Genomic DNA, 16,098 nt, shown 5'->3' on the forward strand with positions numbered 1-16,098 from the left:
CACTGAGGTTGCGCGGCAATTGTGGCAGGTGGCGACGACAATCGGGGATCAGGGCGCCGTCCGGGCCGGTCGGAACCGGTGCGCGCAGGTGCCGGGGTCAGACCCGGCGGCCCCGCGTGGCGGAGGAGGCCCCGCCGAAGAGCCGGGCCAGGGCCCGGAAGGGAAGCGTCACCACGGTGGCGACCGCGCCACCGATCTGGCGCAGTACGTCGGCGATGGCACGGAACACGAGTTGCCCCTTTCGTCGCCCGGCCGCCCAGGCCGGGAGACGTACGGGTACCTCGGTACCGGCGCCGCATGCCCGCCCGTACCCGCCGTACCGTGCCGTGCACCGCCGTACGCCGTCGCGCGAGCCCGGGCGTGTCGTCCGGCGCGTCAGCGTTTGCCGAACAGGTCCGCCGGGAAGGCCCCCGCCCCGAGTGCCGTACGCGCGAAGGCCGACGCGAGCTCCGTCAGGCGCGCCACGCCGTCGGCGCCCAGGTGGGCGTAGGGGCCCGCGTCAAGCCGGTCGGTCTCCCGCTCGATCCCCTCGCGCAGGGCCGTGCCCTCCTCGGTCAGCTCGCCCGCCGCGTCGAGCAGCCCGCGCCCACGCAGCCGGCCGACGGCCGCGTCCCACTCCTCGCGGGTCCAGCCGCGCGTGGTGAAGACCCACTTCGGTGCCAGGCCCCGGCCGGTCGCGGTGTGCGTCACCAGCGCCTCCAGGCCGTCCAGCCCCGAGGTCAGCAGCACGGCGAGGTGCCCGTCGCCGCGGTGCTCGCGCAGCAGCGTCGCCGCGTGCCAGAGCGCGAGGTGCGGTGCGTCGGGCACGGGCAGGTCGGCGTGGGCCGAGTAGAGCGGGCGGGCGCTGCGCGAACAGCCCTCGGCGGCGCGCAGCGCCAGCTCGGCCGCCTCCGCCATCTCGGGCGACGCCACGGCCTCCTCGCCCAGCAGCCGGCGCAGCGTCGCGTCCACGGCGCGCAGCCGTGCCGCCAGGACCTGCTCCGGCGAGACCTTCTCCCACACGGCGGGCACGTGCCGGGCGACGAGGTCGTGCCGGTAGTTGTAGAACGCCGCCGTCACGGCGCCGGCGCCGACCGGCCCCAGCGCGGCGGCCCGCACCGCGAAGTTGACGGCCGGGGCCTCGGTGACCCCGAGGGCGCCCAGTTCCCGGCCCAGGTCGGGGGAGAAGTAGTGCGTCGAGTGCAGGGAGTTGAGCGCGTTGTGGCAGCGGCGGCCCGCGCGTGCGTCGATCGCGGCAGTTGTCATGGCACGCACGTTACCAACCGCTCAGTACGTCCCTCGGGGCCTTGCGGTGCACGGCAGGAGAAGCAGGGCGACTCCTTCGGCACGGCAGGGTCACCGGCCCCGCCGGGCAGGGTCGCCGGCCGCGGCACCCCGGGGCGGGCACCGCGTCCAGGAGCTCCCGCGGCCGCAGCCGCCTCATCCGGAGTCGGGCCCGCTCCAGCCGAAGCGCGGCTGCCTGCGTTCCAGGAAGGCGGCGACGCCCTCCGCGGTGTCGCCGCCGGCGCGTGCCTGCGCGGCCCAGTGGGCGTCCCGGTCGGTGCGTCCGTTGGCGAACTCCTTCGCCGCGGCCTGCGTCAGCAGCGAACGGGACGCCAGTACCCGGGTGAACTCCGCGACCCGCTTGCCGAGTTCGCCCTCCGGCAGCACCTCGTCCACCAGGCCGGTGCGCAGCGCCCGCCCGGCGTCGATCAGCTCGCCGCTGAACAACAGGTACTTCGTGGTGGCGGGCCCGGTCAGCGCCACCAGCCGCCGGGTCGCGGACGCCGGGTAGACGACACCCAGCTTGGCCGGGGTCACCCCGAACAGTGCCGTCTCCTCCGCGAACCGCAGGTCGCAGGCGGCCGCCAACTGTGTCCCGCCGCCCACGCAGTGCCCCCGCACCGCCGCCAGGGTCGGCCTGGGGAACGCGGCGAGGGCCTCCTCGGCCCGAACCGCCAGCTCCTGCGCCTCCTCGGCCGACTCGCGCAGGGACGAGATGTCGGCGCCGGCGCAGAAGGTCGCGCCCTCACCGGTGAGCACGAGCGCCCGCACCCGGCGGTCGCCGGCCAGGTCGTCGAGGAGGCGGGGCAGCGCCCGCCACATCGCGGCCGTCATGGCGTTGCGCTTGGCCGGGTGGTGGACGACGACGGTGGCGACCGAGTCGGCGACCCGGTGCAGCAACTGCGGCTCCATGGACGGGATGCTATCCCTGGGCCCTTCGCTGCCGACGGCCGGCGGGGGACCCTGCGTGACAGAAACGGTCACATTTCAGACGCCGACGATCAGAAACCGCTCGATACTCGCTGACTTGTGTTCAGTCCCCGGGGGCGGCCCGTCGCGTTACCAACACTCGGGGGTGTGGTGACAATCGAGCCCAGGGGTGGCGACCGGACCATGGACGAGACCGGGCCCACCGGGCCGCTGCCGTACGAAGGCGTCTGGCGGTTCACCGCCCCCGCAGTGGACGCTTCGGTCCCGCAGGCCCGGCACGCCGTGCGCGACCTGCTGACGCGCCAGGGCGTGCCGGTCTCCGACGACGTTGCGCAGGCCCTCCTGCTGATCGTCTCGGAGCTGGTCACGAACGCGGTCCGGCACGCGGCCGTGCTCTCGCCGGTGCTCGCCGTGGAGGTCGCGGTCGGGCCCGAGTGGGTGCGGGTGGCCGTGGAGGACGACCATCCCTACCGCCCGACCGCCCTGGAGACCGACCACGGCCGTACCGGCGGGCGCGGCCTGCTGCTGGTCCGCGAGATCACCCGGGAGGCGGGCGGGGCCTGCGACGTCGCCCACACCGCGAGCGGCGGCAAGGTGATCTGGGCCGCCCTGCCGCTCAAACAGGCCCCGGGGCAGGACCTGTCGCAGTAAGGGGTACCGCCGCGGGACGCCCCGCGGCGGTAGCGCGCTCACCAGCCCGCGGACGGGCCCGTCAGCTCGCGGACGGCCGGCCGGGCCGCGTCCAGCACCGTCATGAACCACGCCGAGAAGGTGTCCTTCGCGTGCCGCTCGGTCAGCTCCGCCGGGGACACGAAGGCCGTCTCCGCCACTTCCTCCGGGTCCGGGCGCAGCTCCGCCTGCACCAGGCCGACGAAGAGGTGGTTGTACTCCTGCTCGACCAGCCCGGAGGCCGGGTCGGGGTGGTTGTAGCGCACCGTGCCCGCCTCGGCGAGCAGCGAGGGCGACACCCCCAGCTCCTCGTACGTCCGCCTGGCCGCCGCCGCGAACGGCGCCTCACCCGGGTAGGGGTGGCCGCAGCAGGTGTTGGACCACACGCCGGGGGAGTGGTACTTGCCCAGTGCCCGCTGCTGGAGCAGCAGCCGTCCCCGCTCGTCGAAGAGGAACACGGAGAAGGCGCGGTGCAACCGTCCCGGCGGCTGGTGCGCGGAGAGCTTCTCCGCGGTGCCGATCGTCACGCCGTTCTCGTCGACCAGTTCCAGCAAAATCGCGTCTGCGGTGCCGTTCGACGAGCTGGGCGTCGCGGTGGCAGGAGTGATCGGCATACCCATCCTTCACATCGGTCCTCGCGCCCCAAGTGTGCCGTACGAATCCGGCACTCTCGGCACTTCCCGGCACACCCGCATGTCCCCTGGGCACGGGCGGGGCCCCGGGAGCCGGCCGGTCGGACACCGAGCAGGGGTCCGATGGAAGATCATTCCCGGGGCCGCCCGCCCGGAACCCCCGGGTTCGCCCGGCCCCGGAGGGCATGGGGGTGAAGCGGAAGCGGAAGGGGGCGCCGCACGGAGCGTCCCGCCGCGCACGCGCCCCCGGTCCCGGACGGGTCCGCGGCCCCGGTGCGGCGCGCCGTGCCTCAGTGGCACAGCCGTGCCTCGTGCTCCGCGTGACCGCTCGGTTCGAGCTGGAAGGTGCAGTGCTCCACGTCGAAGTGGTCGCCCAGGCAGCCCTGCAGCTCGTGCAGCATCTTCTCGTGACCGATCGCGTTCAGCGCCTCGCCGTTCACCACCACGTGCGCCGACAGGACGGGCATGCCCGAGGTGATCGTCCAGGCGTGCAGGTCGTGCACGTCCTCGACGCCGTCGAGGGCCAGTATGTGGGCGCGCACCTCGGCGATGTCCACGTTCTTGGGGGCGGCCTCGAGCAGCACGTCCAGCGTCTCGCGCAGCAGCCGCACCGTACGCGGCACGATCATCAGGCCGATGACCAGCGACGCGATCGGGTCGGCGGGCTGCCAGCCGGTGGCCAGGATCACCAGCGCCGAGACGATCACCGCCAGGGAACCCAGCGCGTCCGCCGCCACCTCGAGGAAGGCGCCCCGCACGTTCAGGCTCTCCTTCTGGCCGCGCATCAGCAGCGACAGCGACACGATGTTCGCCACCAGGCCGATCGCGCCGAACACGACGGTCGGTCCGCCCGCCGTGTCGGCCGGGGTGATGAACCGGTCGATCGCCTCGTACAGGACGTAGCCGCCGACCCCCAGCAGCAGCAGACAGTTGGCCAGGGCCGCGAGGATCTCGGCCCGTGCGTAGCCGAAGGTGCGGCGGTCGCTCGGCGGGCGGCTCGCGAAGTGGACGGCCAGCAGGGCCATGCCGAGCCCCAGGGCGTCCGTCGCCATGTGCGCGGCGTCGGCGATCAGTGCGAGCGAGTCGGCGAGCAGGCCGCCGACGATCTCGACGACCATGACCGTCAGGGTGATCGCCAGCGCCACCCGCAGCCGGCCCCGGTAGGCGGCGGTCACCGTCCCGCCGGCGTGCCCCCCGTGTGCGTGCCCGTGATCGTGCCCAGCCCCCATGAGAAAGCCGCCTCCTTGTCCGCGAGGGCGTCCGGCACCCGGCGCCCGGACGACAGTCAACTACGGGTAGGGGGTATCCGGCAACGCGGCACTGAACACCGTTGTCATCTGCCCTGACCTGGGGAAACGCCATGCAGGTCAGGGCGCCGCGCGGCACCCGGAGATGCCGCGTCCGCCGAATGGGGGCGGGGTCCGCACAGGGCCGTCCTGACCCTGTGCGAACGGCCGCCGACGCTGTGCGATGTCCGCGATGCCCGGGTTGGGAACGCGGTTTGTGGGGCGGGGCCCGGATCCACGATGATGATCGCGGCGAAGGCGGGTGCAAGCGGCGTCGACCGACCGTGAAACGGGCGGTGAACGCGGCGTTCCCGGCATCCGATAACCTCTGCCGACATGCCGCCCGGGTGCCCCAGGCACGGGCGCTCCACCATGCACAGGCCCGGCGCCCAGACGCCGGCACCAGGGAGTGAGTTCGGTTGCCGACCGCCATCCTCACCGGTCAGCCGGTCCCCGGTTCGTCGATCGAGAGCGAGCTGCGGTCCCTGGGCTTCGACGTGCACCTCGCCTCCGGCACCGCCGACACCGAGACCCTGCTGGCCCGCGTCCCGGGTGAGGAACGCGTCGCCGTCGTCGACGCCCGCTTCGTGGGCCACCCGCACGCCCTGCGCCTCGGCCTCACCGACCCCCGCTTCCCGCTCGCCGCGATCCCGGGCGCCGTGACCGCGCAGCCCGCCGCCCGCCAGGCGCTGACCCGCGCGATGGCCCGCGAGAACTCCGCGGGCGGCGGCACCGCGCACGGGGGTGCCCCCGTGCGAACGAAGCCGGGCGTGAGGGAGGTGGACAGCCTCGCCGACCGGATCACCGCCGCCCTCGACGCCGACGGCGCCGGCGTGCACCGCCCCGAGCTCGGCAGCCTCGTCGCCGCCGTCCCCGCCGACCCGCAGGCCCGCAACGAGGCGCGGCAGGCCGTCGCCGCCGTCGACGACGAGGCCGTACGCCTGAAGTCGGCCGTCAAGGCCCGCGACGGCTTCGTCACCACCTTCTTCATCAGCCCCTACTCCCGCTACATCGCCCGCTGGTGCGCGCGCCGCGGCCTGACCCCCAACCAGGTCACCACCGCCTCGCTGATCACCGCGCTCATAGCGGCCGGCTGCGCCGCCACCGGCACCCGAGGCGGCTTCGTCGCCGCCGGTGTGCTGCTCATCGCCTCGTTCGTCCTGGACTGCACCGACGGGCAGCTCGCCCGCTACTCGCTCCAGTACTCCACCCTCGGCGCCTGGCTCGACGCCACCTTCGACCGCGCCAAGGAGTACGCCTACTACGCCGGACTCGCGCTCGGCGCGGCCCGCGGCGGCGACGACGTGTGGGCCCTCGCCCTCGGCGCGATGATCCTCCAGACCTGTCGGCACGTCGTGGACTTCTCCTTCAACGAGGCCAACCACGACGCCACCGCCAACACCAGCCCCACCGCGGCCCTCTCCGACAAGCTCGACAGCGTCGGCTGGACGGTCTGGCTGCGCCGCATGATCGTGCTGCCGATCGGCGAACGCTGGGCCATGATCGCCGTCCTGACCGCGCTCACCACGCCCCGGATCACCTTCTACGCGCTGCTCATCGGCTGCGCGTTCTCCGCGACGTACACCACCGCCGGGCGCGTCCTGCGGTCGCTGACCCGCAAGGCCACGCGGACCGACCGGGCCGCCAAGGCGCTCGCCGACCTCGCCGACTCCGGGCCGCTCGCCGAGGCGGCCGCCGGGGCGCTGCGCCCCGCCGCCCGCCGGCTGCCCGGCTTCGCCGTCCCCGCCGTCGCCCTCCTCGGCGGCGCAGCCGTCGCCACCACGGCCGCGCTCACCGGCTTCGGCGGCCCGTGGCCCCTCGTCGCCGCGATCGTCTACGTACTGACCTCCGCCCTCGCCGTCGCCCGCCCCCTCAAGGGCGCCCTCGACTGGCTCGTCCCGCCCTTCTTCCGCGCTGCCGAGTACCTCACCGTCCTGTTCCTGGCCGCCAAGGCCGACGTGAACGGGGCCCTTCCGGCGGCTTTCGGGCTGGTGGCCGCGGTCGCCTACCATCACTACGACACGGTCTACCGCATCCGCGGCGACGCGGGCGCGCCGCCGCGGTGGCTGGTGCGGACCGCCGGGGGGCACGAGGGCCGCACGCTGGTGATCTGCGTGCTGGCCGCGCTGCTCACCGCCCCACAGTTCAAGCTCGCGCTCACGGTCCTCGCCGTGGCCGTGGCACTCGTGGTGCTCGTCGAGAGCATCCGCTTCTGGGTCGCCGCCCACAAGGTCGGCGCACCCGCCGTACACGACGAAGGAGAACCCGCATGATCGGCCTCGTGCTGGCGGCCGGCGCCGGACGCCGTCTGCGCCCCTACACCGACACCCTGCCCAAGGCACTGGTCCCGGTCGGCCCCGAGGGCGCGGAGGACAGCATCACGGTGCTCGACCTGACGCTGGCCAACTTCGCCGAGGTCGGTCTGACGGAGGTCGGGGTCATCGTCGGCTACCGCAAGGAGGCCGTGTACGACCGCAAGGAGGAGCTGGAGCAGAAGTACGGCGTCAAGCTCACCCTCATCGACAACGACAAGGCCGAGGAGTGGAACAACGCCTACTCCCTGTGGTGCGGCCGTGACGCCCTCAAGGACGGCGTGATCCTCGCCAACGGCGACACCGTCCACCCGGTCTCCGTCGAGAAGACCCTGCTCGCCGCCCGCGGCGACGGCAAGAAGATCATCCTCGCCCTCGACACGGTGAAGAACCTCGCCGAGGAGGAGATGAAGGTCGTCGTCGACCCCGACAAGGGCGTCCAGCGCATCACCAAGCTCATGGACCCGGCCGAGGCGACCGGCGAGTACATCGGCGTCACCCTCATCGAGGGCGAGGCCGCCGCCGACCTGGCCGACGCGCTGAAGGCCACCTTCGAGCGCGACCCGCAGCTGTACTACGAGGACGGCTACCAGGAGCTCGTCAACCGCGGCTTCAAGGTCGACGTGGCGCCGATCGGCGACGTCAAGTGGGTCGAGATCGACAACCACGACGACCTCGCCAAGGGCAGGGAGATCGCGTGCCAGTACTGACGAGGCTCATCCCGTCGCCGGTCGTCGTGGACATCCGCGCGGGTGCCCTCGACGACCTGGGGTGCGTGCTCGCCGACGAACGCATCTCCCACTCGGGCAAGCTCGCCGTGGCCGTCAGCGGCGGCTCCGGTGCCAAGCTGCGCGAGCGCGTCGCCCCGTCCCTGCCCGGCGCCGACTGGTTCGAGGTCGGCGGCGGCACGCTGGACGACGCGATCAAGCTGGCCGGCGCCATGAAGGGCGGCCACTACGACGCGGTCGTCGGGCTCGGCGGTGGCAAGATCATCGACTGCGCCAAGTTCGCGGCGGCGCGCATCGGCCTCCCGCTGGTCGCCGTGCCGACCAACCTCGCGCACGACGGCCTGTGCTCCCCGGTCGCCACCCTCGACAACGACGCGGGCCGCGGCTCCTACGGCGTGCCGAACCCGATCGCCGTCGTCATCGACCTGGACGTCGTGCGCGCCGCCCCGGCCCGCTTCGTGCGCGCCGGCATCGGCGACGCCGTCTCCAACGTCTCGGCGATCGCCGACTGGGAGCTGGCCAACCGCGTCAAGGGCGAGCGGATCGACGGACTGGCCGCCGCGATGGCCCGCCAGGCCGGCGAGGCCGTGCTCCGCCACCCCGGCGGCATCGGCGACAACGACTTCCTCCAGGTGCTGGCCGAGGCACTGGTCCTCACCGGCATCGCCATGTCGGTCTCCGGCGACTCACGGCCCGCCTCCGGCGCCTGCCACGAGATCAACCACGCCTTCGACCTGCTCTTCCCCACCCGCGCCGCCGCCCACGGCGAGCAGTGCGGTCTGGGCGCGGCCTTCGCGATGTACCTGCGCGGGGCCCACGAGGAGTCCGCCCAGATGGCCGAGGTCCTGCGCCGCCACGGGCTGCCGGTGCTGCCCGAGGAGATCGGGTTCACGCCCGAGGAGTTCTTCCGGGCCGTGGAGTTCGCCCCCCGGACCCGGCCCGGCCGCTACACGATCCTCGAGCACCTCGACCTCAAAACCGACCAGATCAAGGACCTGTACGCCGACTATGTCAAGGCCATCGGTAGCTGAACTACGCCCGGTCGTCCATCCCGCGGGGGTCAAGGACCGGCGCAGCGGTGAGCACTGGGCGGGACGCCTCTACATGCGCGAGGTCTCGCTGCGGATCGACCGCTACCTGGTGAACACCAGGATCACGCCCAACCAGCTCACGTACCTGATGACCGTCTGCGGCGTGCTCGCCGCCCCGGCGCTGCTCGTGCCGGGCGTCTGGGGCGCGGTGCTCGGCGTGGTCGCGGTCCAGCTGTACCTGCTGCTGGACTGCGTCGACGGCGAGATCGCGCGCTGGAAGAAGCAGTACTCGCTCGGCGGCGTCTACCTGGACCGGGTCGGCGCCTACCTGACCGACGCCGCGGTCCTGGTCGGCCTCGGTCTGCGCGCCGCCGACATCTGGGGCACCGGACGCATCGACTGGCTGTGGGCCTTCCTGGGCACCCTGGCCGCGCTCGGCGCCATCCTGATCAAGGCCGAGACCGACCTGGTGGGCGTCGCCCGCCACCAGGCCGGGATGGAGCCCGTGAAGGAGGCCGCCTCCGAGATCCGCTCCTCCGGCATGGCGCTGGCCCGCCGGGCCGCCGGGGCGCTCAAGTTCCACCGGCTGATCCTCGGCATCGAGGCGTCCCTGCTGATCCTCGTCCTCGCGATCGTCGACCAGGCGCGCGGCGACCTGTTCTTCACCCGCCTCGGCACCGCCGTACTCGCCGGCATCGCGCTGCTGCAGACGCTGCTGCACCTGGTGTCCGTCCTCGCCTCCAGCAGGCTGAAGTGAGCGCGCCCATGAAGGTCGGCGCCGTCGTCATCACGATGGGCAACCGCCCCGAGGAACTGCGCGCCCTGCTCGACTCCGTCGCCAAGCAGGACGGCGACCCGGTCGAGGTCGTCGTGGTCGGCAACGGCGCCCCCGTGCCGGAGGTGCCCGAGGGCGTGCGCACCGTCGAACTGCCCGAGAACCTGGGCATCCCCGGCGGCCGCAACGTCGGCATCGAAGCCTTCGGTCCCGGCGGCAGCGACGTCGACATCCTGCTCTTCCTCGACGACGACGGGCTGCTCGCCCGCACCGACACCGCCGAGCTGTGCCGCCGGGCCTTCGCCGCCGACGACGAACTGGGCATCATCAGCTTCCGCATCGCCGACCCGGACACCGGCGAGACCCAGCGCCGGCACGTCCCCAGGCTGCGCGCCTCCGACCCGATGCGCTCCTCCCGGGTCACCACCTTCCTCGGCGGCGCCAACGCGGTGCGCACCCGGGTCCTGGGCCAGGTCGGCGGGCTGCCGGACGCGTTCTTCTACGCCCACGAGGAGACCGACCTGGCCTGGCGCGCCCTCGACGCGGGCTGGATGATCGACTACCGGTCCGACATGGTCCTGAACCACCCCACCACCGCGCCCTCGCGGCACGCGGTCTACCACCGCATGGTGGCCCGCAACCGCGTCTGGCTCGCCCGCCGCAACCTCCCCGCCCTCCTGGTCCCGGTCTACCTGGGCGTCTGGATGGCCCTCACCCTGCTGCGCCGCCCGTCCCGGCCCGCCCTGAAGGCATGGTTCGGCGGCTTCCGCGAGGGCTGGGCCACCCCGTGCGGCCCCCGGCGGCCCATGCGGTGGCGTACGGTGTGGCGGCTGACCCGGCTGGGCCGGCCCCCGGTGATCTGACAAGCTCGTACCGAGAGCGTTCCGGCCCCGACCGGGGCCACCAGGTCCACGCAGGCCCGCGCGGCCGAGCACTTCCGAAGACGAAAGTTTCCACCAGTGAGTGAGACAACGCACGACGGCACGGTCGCCATGACCAGGCCCGTGTCGCCCGACGAAGGCCTCACACCGGCCCGGCTCGCCGCCAAGTACGGGCTGTCCGTGAGCGGTGCCAGGCCTTCCCTCGTGGAGTACGTCCGGCAGCTCTGGGGGCGGCGGCACTTCATCCTCGCCTTCTCCCAGGCGAAGCTGACCGCCCAGTACAGCCAGGCCAAGCTCGGCCAGATCTGGCAGGTGGCCACCCCGCTGCTGAACGCGTTCGTCTACTTCGCGATCTTCGGTCTGATCCTCAAGGCGGGCCGCGGCATGCCCAAGGAGGTGTACATCCCCTTCCTGGTGACGGGTGTGTTCGTCTTCACCTTCACCCAGTCCTCCGCGATGGCTGGCGTGCGCGCCATCTCCGGCAACCTCGGGCTGGTGCGGGCCCTGCACTTCCCGCGCGCCTCGCTGCCCATCTCGTTCGCGCTCCAGCAGCTCCAGCAACTGCTCGCCTCGATGATCGTCATGTTCGCGGTCGTCATCGGCTTCGGCAGCTACCCCTCGCTGTCCTGGCTGCTGGTCCTGCCGGCGCTCGTCCTGCAGTTCCTGTTCAACGTGGGCCTGGCGCTCATCGTGGCCCGCATGGGGGCCAAGACCCCGGACCTGGCCCAGTTGATGCCGTTCATCATGCGGACGTGGATGTACGCCTCGGGCGTCATGTTCTCCATCCCGATCATGCTGAAGGACAGCCCGGGGTGGGTCTCCGACCTGCTCCAGTGGAACCCGGCCGCCGTCTACATGGACCTGATCCGCTTCGCGCTGATCGACGGGTACGGCTCCGAGAACCTGCCGCCGCACGTGTGGGCGGTCGCCCTCGGCTGGGCCGTGGTCCTCGCCGTGGGCGGCTTCGTGTACTTCTGGAAGGCGGAGGAGAGGTACGGCCGTGGCTGAGCAGCAGCAGGACCAGCGGGTGCCGACAGTCATCGCGGACGAACTGCACATCGTCTACCGCGTCAACGGCGCCAGGACCGGCAAGGGCAGCGCCACCGCCGCGCTCAGCCGCATCCTCCGGCGCGGCGAGGAGCGGGGCGTGCGCAAGGTGCACGCCGTGCGCGGCGTCTCCTTCACCGCCTACCGGGGCGAGGCCATCGGCCTGATCGGCTCCAACGGCTCCGGCAAGTCGACGCTGCTGCGGGCCATCGCCGGCCTGCTGCCCGCCGAGCGCGGCAAGGTCTACACCGACGGCCAGCCCTCCCTGCTCGGTGTGAACGCGGCCCTGATGAACGACCTGACCGGCGAGCGGAACGTCATCCTCGGCGGCCTGGCCATGGGCATGTCCCGCGAGCAGATCAAGGCGCGCTACCAGGACATCGTCGACTTCTCCGGCATCAACGAGAAGGGCGACTTCATCACCCTGCCGATGCGCACCTACTCCTCCGGCATGGCCGCCAGGCTGCGCTTCTCCATCGCCGCCGCCAAGGACCACGACGTCCTGATGATCGACGAGGCGCTGGCCACCGGCGACCGCAAGTTCCAGACCCGTTCCGAGGAGCGGATCCGGGAGCTGAAGAAGGAGGCCGGCACCGTCTTCCTGGTCAGCCACAACAACAAGTCCATCCGCGACACCTGCAACCGGGTCCTGTGGCTGGAGCGCGGCGAGCTGCGCATGGACGGCCCGACCGACGAGGTGCTCAAGGAGTACGAGAAGTTCACGGGCAAGTAGTGCGACACGCCGGTGCCGCGCCGGACCCCTTGCGGCGCGGCCCCGGCTCTGCAAAGGAAACGTCAACTCCTGGCGTTCGCAGGAATCTTGAAGCCGAACGGTGTGTTGTGGTGGTGGCCCGTGCACCCCGACGGACGTCCGTGAGTTGTACAACGTAAGCTGTACCGGTCCCGAAACGCTGCACATGGGGCGATAATGCCCGACACCCTCGAGCGGGCCTGCGGCGCGGGTGGCGAGGCGGCGTGTCCGAAATAGTGTGTATTGAGTCGGCAGTGTAGAACGGGAGATGTGACGGCAATGGCTACGGAAACTCCCCGGCTCCCCGAAGCGTGCGCCGTCCCCGCCCAGGGCAGCCCGCGATGACGGCGACCGAGGCGGCGTACGCCGTCGACCCGGAGCAGGGGACCCTCGCCAAGGCCGCCGACGAGAACTTCCCCGTCGCCCCCTTCTTCCTGCCCCGCGCCTGGCGCACCGATCTCATGGCCGTGTACGGCTTCGCCCGCCTGGTCGACGACATCGGCGACGGCGACCTGGCCCCCGGCGGCGCCGACGCCCGCATCCTCGGCGTCCCCGCGGACCGCGCCGACGACCGGCCGGCGATGCTGGACGCCTTCGAGGAGGACCTGCGCAGGGTCTTCGACGGCACCCCCCGCCACCCGCTGCTGCGCCGCCTGGTGCCCACCGTGCGCCGTCGCTCGCTGACCCCCGAGCCCTTCCTCGGGCTGATCGCCGCCAACCGCCAGGACCAGCTCGTCGCACGGTACGAGACCTACGACGACCTCCTCGCCTACTGCGAGCTGTCCGCCAACCCGGTCGGCCGGCTCGTCCTCGCCGTCACCGGCACCTCGACCCCCGAGCGGATCCGCCGCTCCGACGAGATCTGCACCGCCCTGCAGATCGTCGAGCACCTCCAGGACGTCGCCGAGGACCTCGGCCGGGACCGGATCTACCTGCCCGCCGAGGACATGAAACGTTTCCACGTCCGGGAGAGCGACCTCGCCGCCCCCACCGCGAACGCGTCCGTGCGCGCCCTGATCGCCTACGAGGCGGCCCGCGCCCGGGACCTGCTGAATGAAGGAGCCCCCCTGGTGGGTAGCGTCCACGGCAGGCTGCGACTGCTGCTGGCGGGGTTCGTGGCCGGCGGAAGGGCCGCGCTGCGCGCGATCGCCGCCGCCCAGCACGACGTACTTCCCGGCCCGCCCAGGCCGGGCAAGGTCCACTTGCTGCGCGAGGCGGGACTGGTCCTGCGAGGAGAGGGGTGATCGGGACCGTGGAGTCAGCGAACATGCCGGCACCGGTGCTCGCCGCCTACAGCTACTGCGAGGCCGTCACCGGTCAGCAGGCACGCAACTTCGCCTACGGCATCCGCCTGCTGCCCACGCCCAAGCGGCGGGCGATGTCCGCGCTGTACGCGTTCTCGCGCCGCGTCGACGACATCGGCGACGGGGCGCTGCCGGGCGAGGTCAAGGCCGCCCGGCTGGACGAGACCCGGGCCGTGCTCGCCCGGGTCCAGGACGGCGCGGTCGAGGAGGACGACACCGACCCCGTCGCCGTCGCCCTCGCCGACGCCGCCAGGAGGTTCCCGATCCCGCTCGGCGGCCTCGACGAACTGATCGACGGCGTCCAGATGGACCTGCGCGGCGAGACCTACGAGACCTGGGACGACCTGAAGGTCTACTGCCGCTGCGTGGCGGGCGCCATCGGACGCCTCTCGCTCGGCGTCTTCGGCACCGAACCGGGGGCGCGCGGCGCCGAGCGCGCGCCCGAGTACGCCGACACGCTCGGGCTCGCGCTGCAGCTCACCAACATCCTGCGCGACGTCCGGGAGGACGCCGAGGGCGGACGCACCTACCTGCCCGCCGACGACCTCGCCAAGTTCGGCTGCTCGGCCGGGTTCGACGGGCCGACGCCCCCCGAGGGCTCCGACTTCGCCGGTCTCGTGCACTTCGAGGTACGCCGGGCCCGCGCCCTCTTCGCGGAGGGCTACCGGCTGCTGCCCATGCTCGACCGGCGCAGCGGCGCCTGCGTGGCCGCCATGGCCGGCATCTACCGCCGCCTCCTCGACCGCATCGAGCGCGATCCGGAGGCCGTGCTGCGCGGCCGGGTCTCCCTGCCCGGACGCGAGAAGGCGTACGTCGCCGTGCGCGGACTGTCCGGACTCGACGCCCGCCACGTCACCCGGCGGGCCGTCAGGAGGCGCGCCTGATGGACACAGCGGGCACACTCGACACCCAGGACCCGTGCGAAACGATCGGCGGACAGCAGGGGGCAACCCTCCGGTGGCGGTCGGCGTCCCTGACTGAGACGGTCAGCCGTACGCCGTTCAAACACCACGGCGGCCGGACAGGGAAGGGCGCACCATGACGCAGGGCAACGGCACGCGCGACGGCAGAGTGCTCGCGGACGTCCCGGCCTCCGGGCCCGGCAGGCATGCCGTCGTGGTCGGCGGCGGACTGGCGGGGGTCACCACCGCGCTCGCGCTCGCCGACGCCGGCGTGCGCGTCACCCTGCTCGAGGGGCGCCCCCGCCTCGGCGGACTCGCCTTCTCCTTCCAGCGCGGCGACCTCACCGTCGACAACGGCCAGCACGTGTTCCTGCGCTGCTGCACCGCCTACCGGTGGTTCCTCGACCGGATCGGCGGCGCCGCGCTCGCACCGGTGCAGGAACGTCTCGACGTGCCCGTGGTCGACCTGGACAGGGCCGAGGGCAACCGGCTCGGCAGACTGCGGCGCGACGCGCTGCCCGTGCCCCTGCACCTGGGGCGCAGCCTGGCGGTCTACCCGCACCTCTCCCTCGCCGAGCGCGCCTCGGTGGGGCGTGCCGCGCTCGCGCTCAAGGGACTCGACCCGGCCGACCCGGCCCTGGACACGCAGGACTTCGGTAGCTGGCTGGCCGCGCACGGTCAGTCGGCGCGTGCCGTCGAGGCCCTGTGGGACCTGGTCGGGGTCGCCACCCTCAACGCGGTCGCGGGCGACGCCTCCCTGGGGCTCGCCGCGATGGTGTTCAAGACCGGTCTGCTGTCCGACCCGGGAGCGGCCGACATCGGCTGGGCCCGCGTCCCGCTGGGCGAACTGCACGACCGGCTGGCCCGCAAGGCGCTCGACTCCGCGGGCGTCCGTACCGAGGTCCGTACACGCGTCACCTCCGTCTTTGTAAACGAGAACGGCGGCTGGAGCGTTCAGGTTCCCGGCGAGACACTCGAAGCGGACGCCGTCGTCCTCGCCGTACCCCAGCGCGAGGCCCACGACCTGCTGCCGGAGGGTGCACTGGACGCCCCGGAGAATCTTCTGCGGATCGGCACCGCCCCGATCCTCAACATCCACGTGGTCTACGACCGCAAGGTGCTCGCCGCGCCCTTCCTCACGGCCCTCGGCACCCCGGTCCAGTGGGTGTTCGACCGTACCGGGGCCTCCGGGCTGAAGGAGGGTCAGTACCTGGCGCTGTCCCAGTCGACCGCGCAGAACGAGATCGACGAGCCCGTGGCCGCGTTGCGCGCACGGTACCTGCCCGAGCTGGAGCGGCTGCTGCCGCGCACCCGGGGCGCCGAGGTGAAGGACTTCTTCGTGACCCGGGAGCGCACCGCGACCTTCGCCCCCGCCCCCGGCGTCGGCCGCCTCAGGCCCGGCGCCCGCACCAAGGCACCCGGCCTCTACCTGGCCGGAGCGTGGACCGCCACCGGGTGGCCCGCGACCATGGAGAGTGCGGTTCGCAGCGGTGTCGGGGCGGCGGCCGCCGCGCTCGGCGCCCTGGGCCGGTCCCGCGGCCTCCTCCCCGACTTCGAGGAGGCCGCGTGAAAGCCGATCCGCGCGGG

The 16,098-nt window shown here is 72.8% G+C and carries 17 protein-coding genes; 12 read left to right on the forward strand and 5 right to left on the reverse strand.

Annotated features, from left to right (window positions below; genetic code table 11):
• Positions 1–97: 97 nt before the first annotated feature.
• From IG88_RS44975 to IG88_RS0122000, 3 genes are all read right to left on the reverse strand, one after another.
• Positions 98–229, reverse strand: coding sequence for an LPFR motif small protein (locus IG88_RS44975; RefSeq protein ID WP_007389050.1), 132 nt, complete (start codon positions 227–229; stop codon positions 98–100).
• Positions 230–375: 146 nt separating this feature from the next.
• On the reverse strand, positions 376–1,245 hold the full coding sequence (locus IG88_RS0121995; RefSeq protein WP_031043830.1) for an SCO6745 family protein: 870 nt from the start codon (positions 1,243–1,245) through the stop codon (positions 376–378).
• 174 nt (positions 1,246–1,419) lie between these two features.
• The gene (locus tag IG88_RS0122000; RefSeq protein WP_031043832.1) at positions 1,420–2,175 is read right to left on the reverse strand and encodes an enoyl-CoA hydratase/isomerase family protein; all 756 of its coding nucleotides are present in this window, start codon (positions 2,173–2,175) and stop codon (positions 1,420–1,422) included.
• A 201-nt stretch (positions 2,176–2,376) separates the two neighbouring features.
• Here IG88_RS0122000 and IG88_RS0122005 point away from each other — a divergent pair, with 201 nt between their 5' ends.
• Positions 2,377–2,844: an ATP-binding protein gene (locus IG88_RS0122005; RefSeq protein WP_037836403.1), complete on the forward strand. Its 468-nt coding sequence runs from the start codon at positions 2,377–2,379 to the stop codon at positions 2,842–2,844.
• A 38-nt stretch (positions 2,845–2,882) separates the two neighbouring features.
• Here IG88_RS0122005 and idi read toward each other — a convergent pair whose 3' ends face one another.
• Positions 2,883–3,476, reverse strand: coding sequence for an isopentenyl-diphosphate Delta-isomerase (idi, locus tag IG88_RS0122010; RefSeq protein ID WP_031043835.1), 594 nt, complete (start codon positions 3,474–3,476; stop codon positions 2,883–2,885).
• Positions 3,477–3,784: 308 nt separating this feature from the next.
• On the reverse strand, positions 3,785–4,723 hold the full coding sequence (locus IG88_RS0122015; RefSeq protein ID WP_031043837.1) for a cation diffusion facilitator family transporter: 939 nt from the start codon (positions 4,721–4,723) through the stop codon (positions 3,785–3,787).
• A 476-nt stretch (positions 4,724–5,199) separates the two neighbouring features.
• Here IG88_RS0122015 and IG88_RS0122020 point away from each other — a divergent pair, with 476 nt between their 5' ends.
• The 11 genes from IG88_RS0122020 to hpnE all read left to right on the forward strand — a co-directional run bounded on the left by IG88_RS0122020 (position 5,200) and on the right by hpnE (position 16,081).
• The gene (locus IG88_RS0122020) at positions 5,200–7,053 is read left to right on the forward strand and encodes a DUF5941 domain-containing protein (protein ID WP_031043840.1); all 1,854 of its coding nucleotides are present in this window, start codon (positions 5,200–5,202) and stop codon (positions 7,051–7,053) included.
• Positions 7,050–7,802, forward strand: coding sequence for a sugar phosphate nucleotidyltransferase (locus IG88_RS0122025; protein ID WP_031043841.1), 753 nt, complete (start codon positions 7,050–7,052; stop codon positions 7,800–7,802). Before IG88_RS0122020 ends, IG88_RS0122025 begins: the two co-directional genes overlap by 4 nt.
• Positions 7,790–8,851 carry an iron-containing alcohol dehydrogenase family protein gene (locus IG88_RS0122030; protein ID WP_031043842.1) on the forward strand — a complete coding sequence of 354 codons (1,062 nt, stop codon included), beginning with the start codon at positions 7,790–7,792 and terminating at the stop codon, positions 8,849–8,851. Before IG88_RS0122025 ends, IG88_RS0122030 begins: the two co-directional genes overlap by 13 nt.
• Positions 8,829–9,608, forward strand: a complete 780-nt coding sequence (locus IG88_RS0122035; protein WP_078861563.1) for a CDP-alcohol phosphatidyltransferase family protein — start codon at positions 8,829–8,831, stop codon at positions 9,606–9,608. The genes IG88_RS0122030 and IG88_RS0122035 overlap by 23 nt, the downstream gene beginning before the upstream one ends.
• An 8-nt stretch (positions 9,609–9,616) precedes the next feature.
• On the forward strand, positions 9,617–10,489 hold the full coding sequence (locus tag IG88_RS0122040; protein WP_031043849.1) for a glycosyltransferase family 2 protein: 873 nt from the start codon (positions 9,617–9,619) through the stop codon (positions 10,487–10,489).
• A 96-nt stretch (positions 10,490–10,585) separates the two neighbouring features.
• On the forward strand, positions 10,586–11,515 hold the full coding sequence (locus tag IG88_RS0122045) for an ABC transporter permease (RefSeq protein ID WP_030404086.1): 930 nt from the start codon (positions 10,586–10,588) through the stop codon (positions 11,513–11,515).
• On the forward strand, positions 11,508–12,287 hold the full coding sequence (locus IG88_RS0122050; protein WP_030404087.1) for an ABC transporter ATP-binding protein: 780 nt from the start codon (positions 11,508–11,510) through the stop codon (positions 12,285–12,287). Before IG88_RS0122045 ends, IG88_RS0122050 begins: the two co-directional genes overlap by 8 nt.
• Before the next feature lie 359 nt (positions 12,288–12,646).
• The gene (hpnC, locus tag IG88_RS0122055; protein WP_031043853.1) at positions 12,647–13,549 is read left to right on the forward strand and encodes a squalene synthase HpnC; all 903 of its coding nucleotides are present in this window, start codon (positions 12,647–12,649) and stop codon (positions 13,547–13,549) included.
• Entirely contained in the window at positions 13,546–14,493 is a 948-nt protein-coding gene (gene hpnD, locus IG88_RS0122060) for a presqualene diphosphate synthase HpnD (protein ID WP_031043856.1), read from the forward strand. The genes hpnC and hpnD overlap by 4 nt, the downstream gene beginning before the upstream one ends.
• Positions 14,493–14,651, forward strand: a complete 159-nt coding sequence (locus tag IG88_RS44350) for a DUF6380 family protein (RefSeq protein WP_037836406.1) — start codon at positions 14,493–14,495, stop codon at positions 14,649–14,651. Before hpnD ends, IG88_RS44350 begins: the two co-directional genes overlap by 1 nt.
• Positions 14,648–16,081: a hydroxysqualene dehydroxylase HpnE gene (hpnE, locus tag IG88_RS0122065; RefSeq protein ID WP_031043858.1), complete on the forward strand. Its 1,434-nt coding sequence runs from the start codon at positions 14,648–14,650 to the stop codon at positions 16,079–16,081. The genes IG88_RS44350 and hpnE overlap by 4 nt, the downstream gene beginning before the upstream one ends.
• Positions 16,082–16,098: the final 17 nt, after the last annotated feature.

The sequence above is a fragment of the Streptomyces sp. NRRL F-5650 genome (assembly GCF_000721365.1).
Classification (GTDB): Bacteria; Actinomycetota; Actinomycetes; order Streptomycetales; family Streptomycetaceae; genus Streptomyces; species Streptomyces ardesiacus.

Coding starts and splice junctions, on each gene's coding strand:
- hpnC (WP_031043853.1), top strand. CDS start 12,647: ATGACGGCGACCGAGGCGGCGTACGCCGTCGACCCGGAGCAGGGGACC.
- IG88_RS44350 (WP_037836406.1), top strand. CDS start 14,493: ATGGACACAGCGGGCACACTCGACACCCAGGACCCGTGCGAAACGATC.
- IG88_RS0122000 (WP_031043832.1), bottom strand. CDS start 2,175: ATGGAGCCGCAGTTGCTGCACCGGGTCGCCGACTCGGTCGCCACCGTC.
- IG88_RS0122015 (WP_031043837.1), bottom strand. CDS start 4,723: ATGGGGGCTGGGCACGATCACGGGCACGCACACGGGGGGCACGCCGGC.
- idi (WP_031043835.1), bottom strand. CDS start 3,476: ATGCCGATCACTCCTGCCACCGCGACGCCCAGCTCGTCGAACGGCACC.
- IG88_RS0122025 (WP_031043841.1), top strand. CDS start 7,050: ATGATCGGCCTCGTGCTGGCGGCCGGCGCCGGACGCCGTCTGCGCCCC.
- IG88_RS0122005 (WP_037836403.1), top strand. CDS start 2,377: ATGGACGAGACCGGGCCCACCGGGCCGCTGCCGTACGAAGGCGTCTGG.
- IG88_RS0122040 (WP_031043849.1), top strand. CDS start 9,617: ATGAAGGTCGGCGCCGTCGTCATCACGATGGGCAACCGCCCCGAGGAA.
- IG88_RS0121995 (WP_031043830.1), bottom strand. CDS start 1,245: ATGACAACTGCCGCGATCGACGCACGCGCGGGCCGCCGCTGCCACAAC.
- IG88_RS0122035 (WP_078861563.1), top strand. CDS start 8,829: ATGTCAAGGCCATCGGTAGCTGAACTACGCCCGGTCGTCCATCCCGCG.
- hpnE (WP_031043858.1), top strand. CDS start 14,648: ATGACGCAGGGCAACGGCACGCGCGACGGCAGAGTGCTCGCGGACGTC.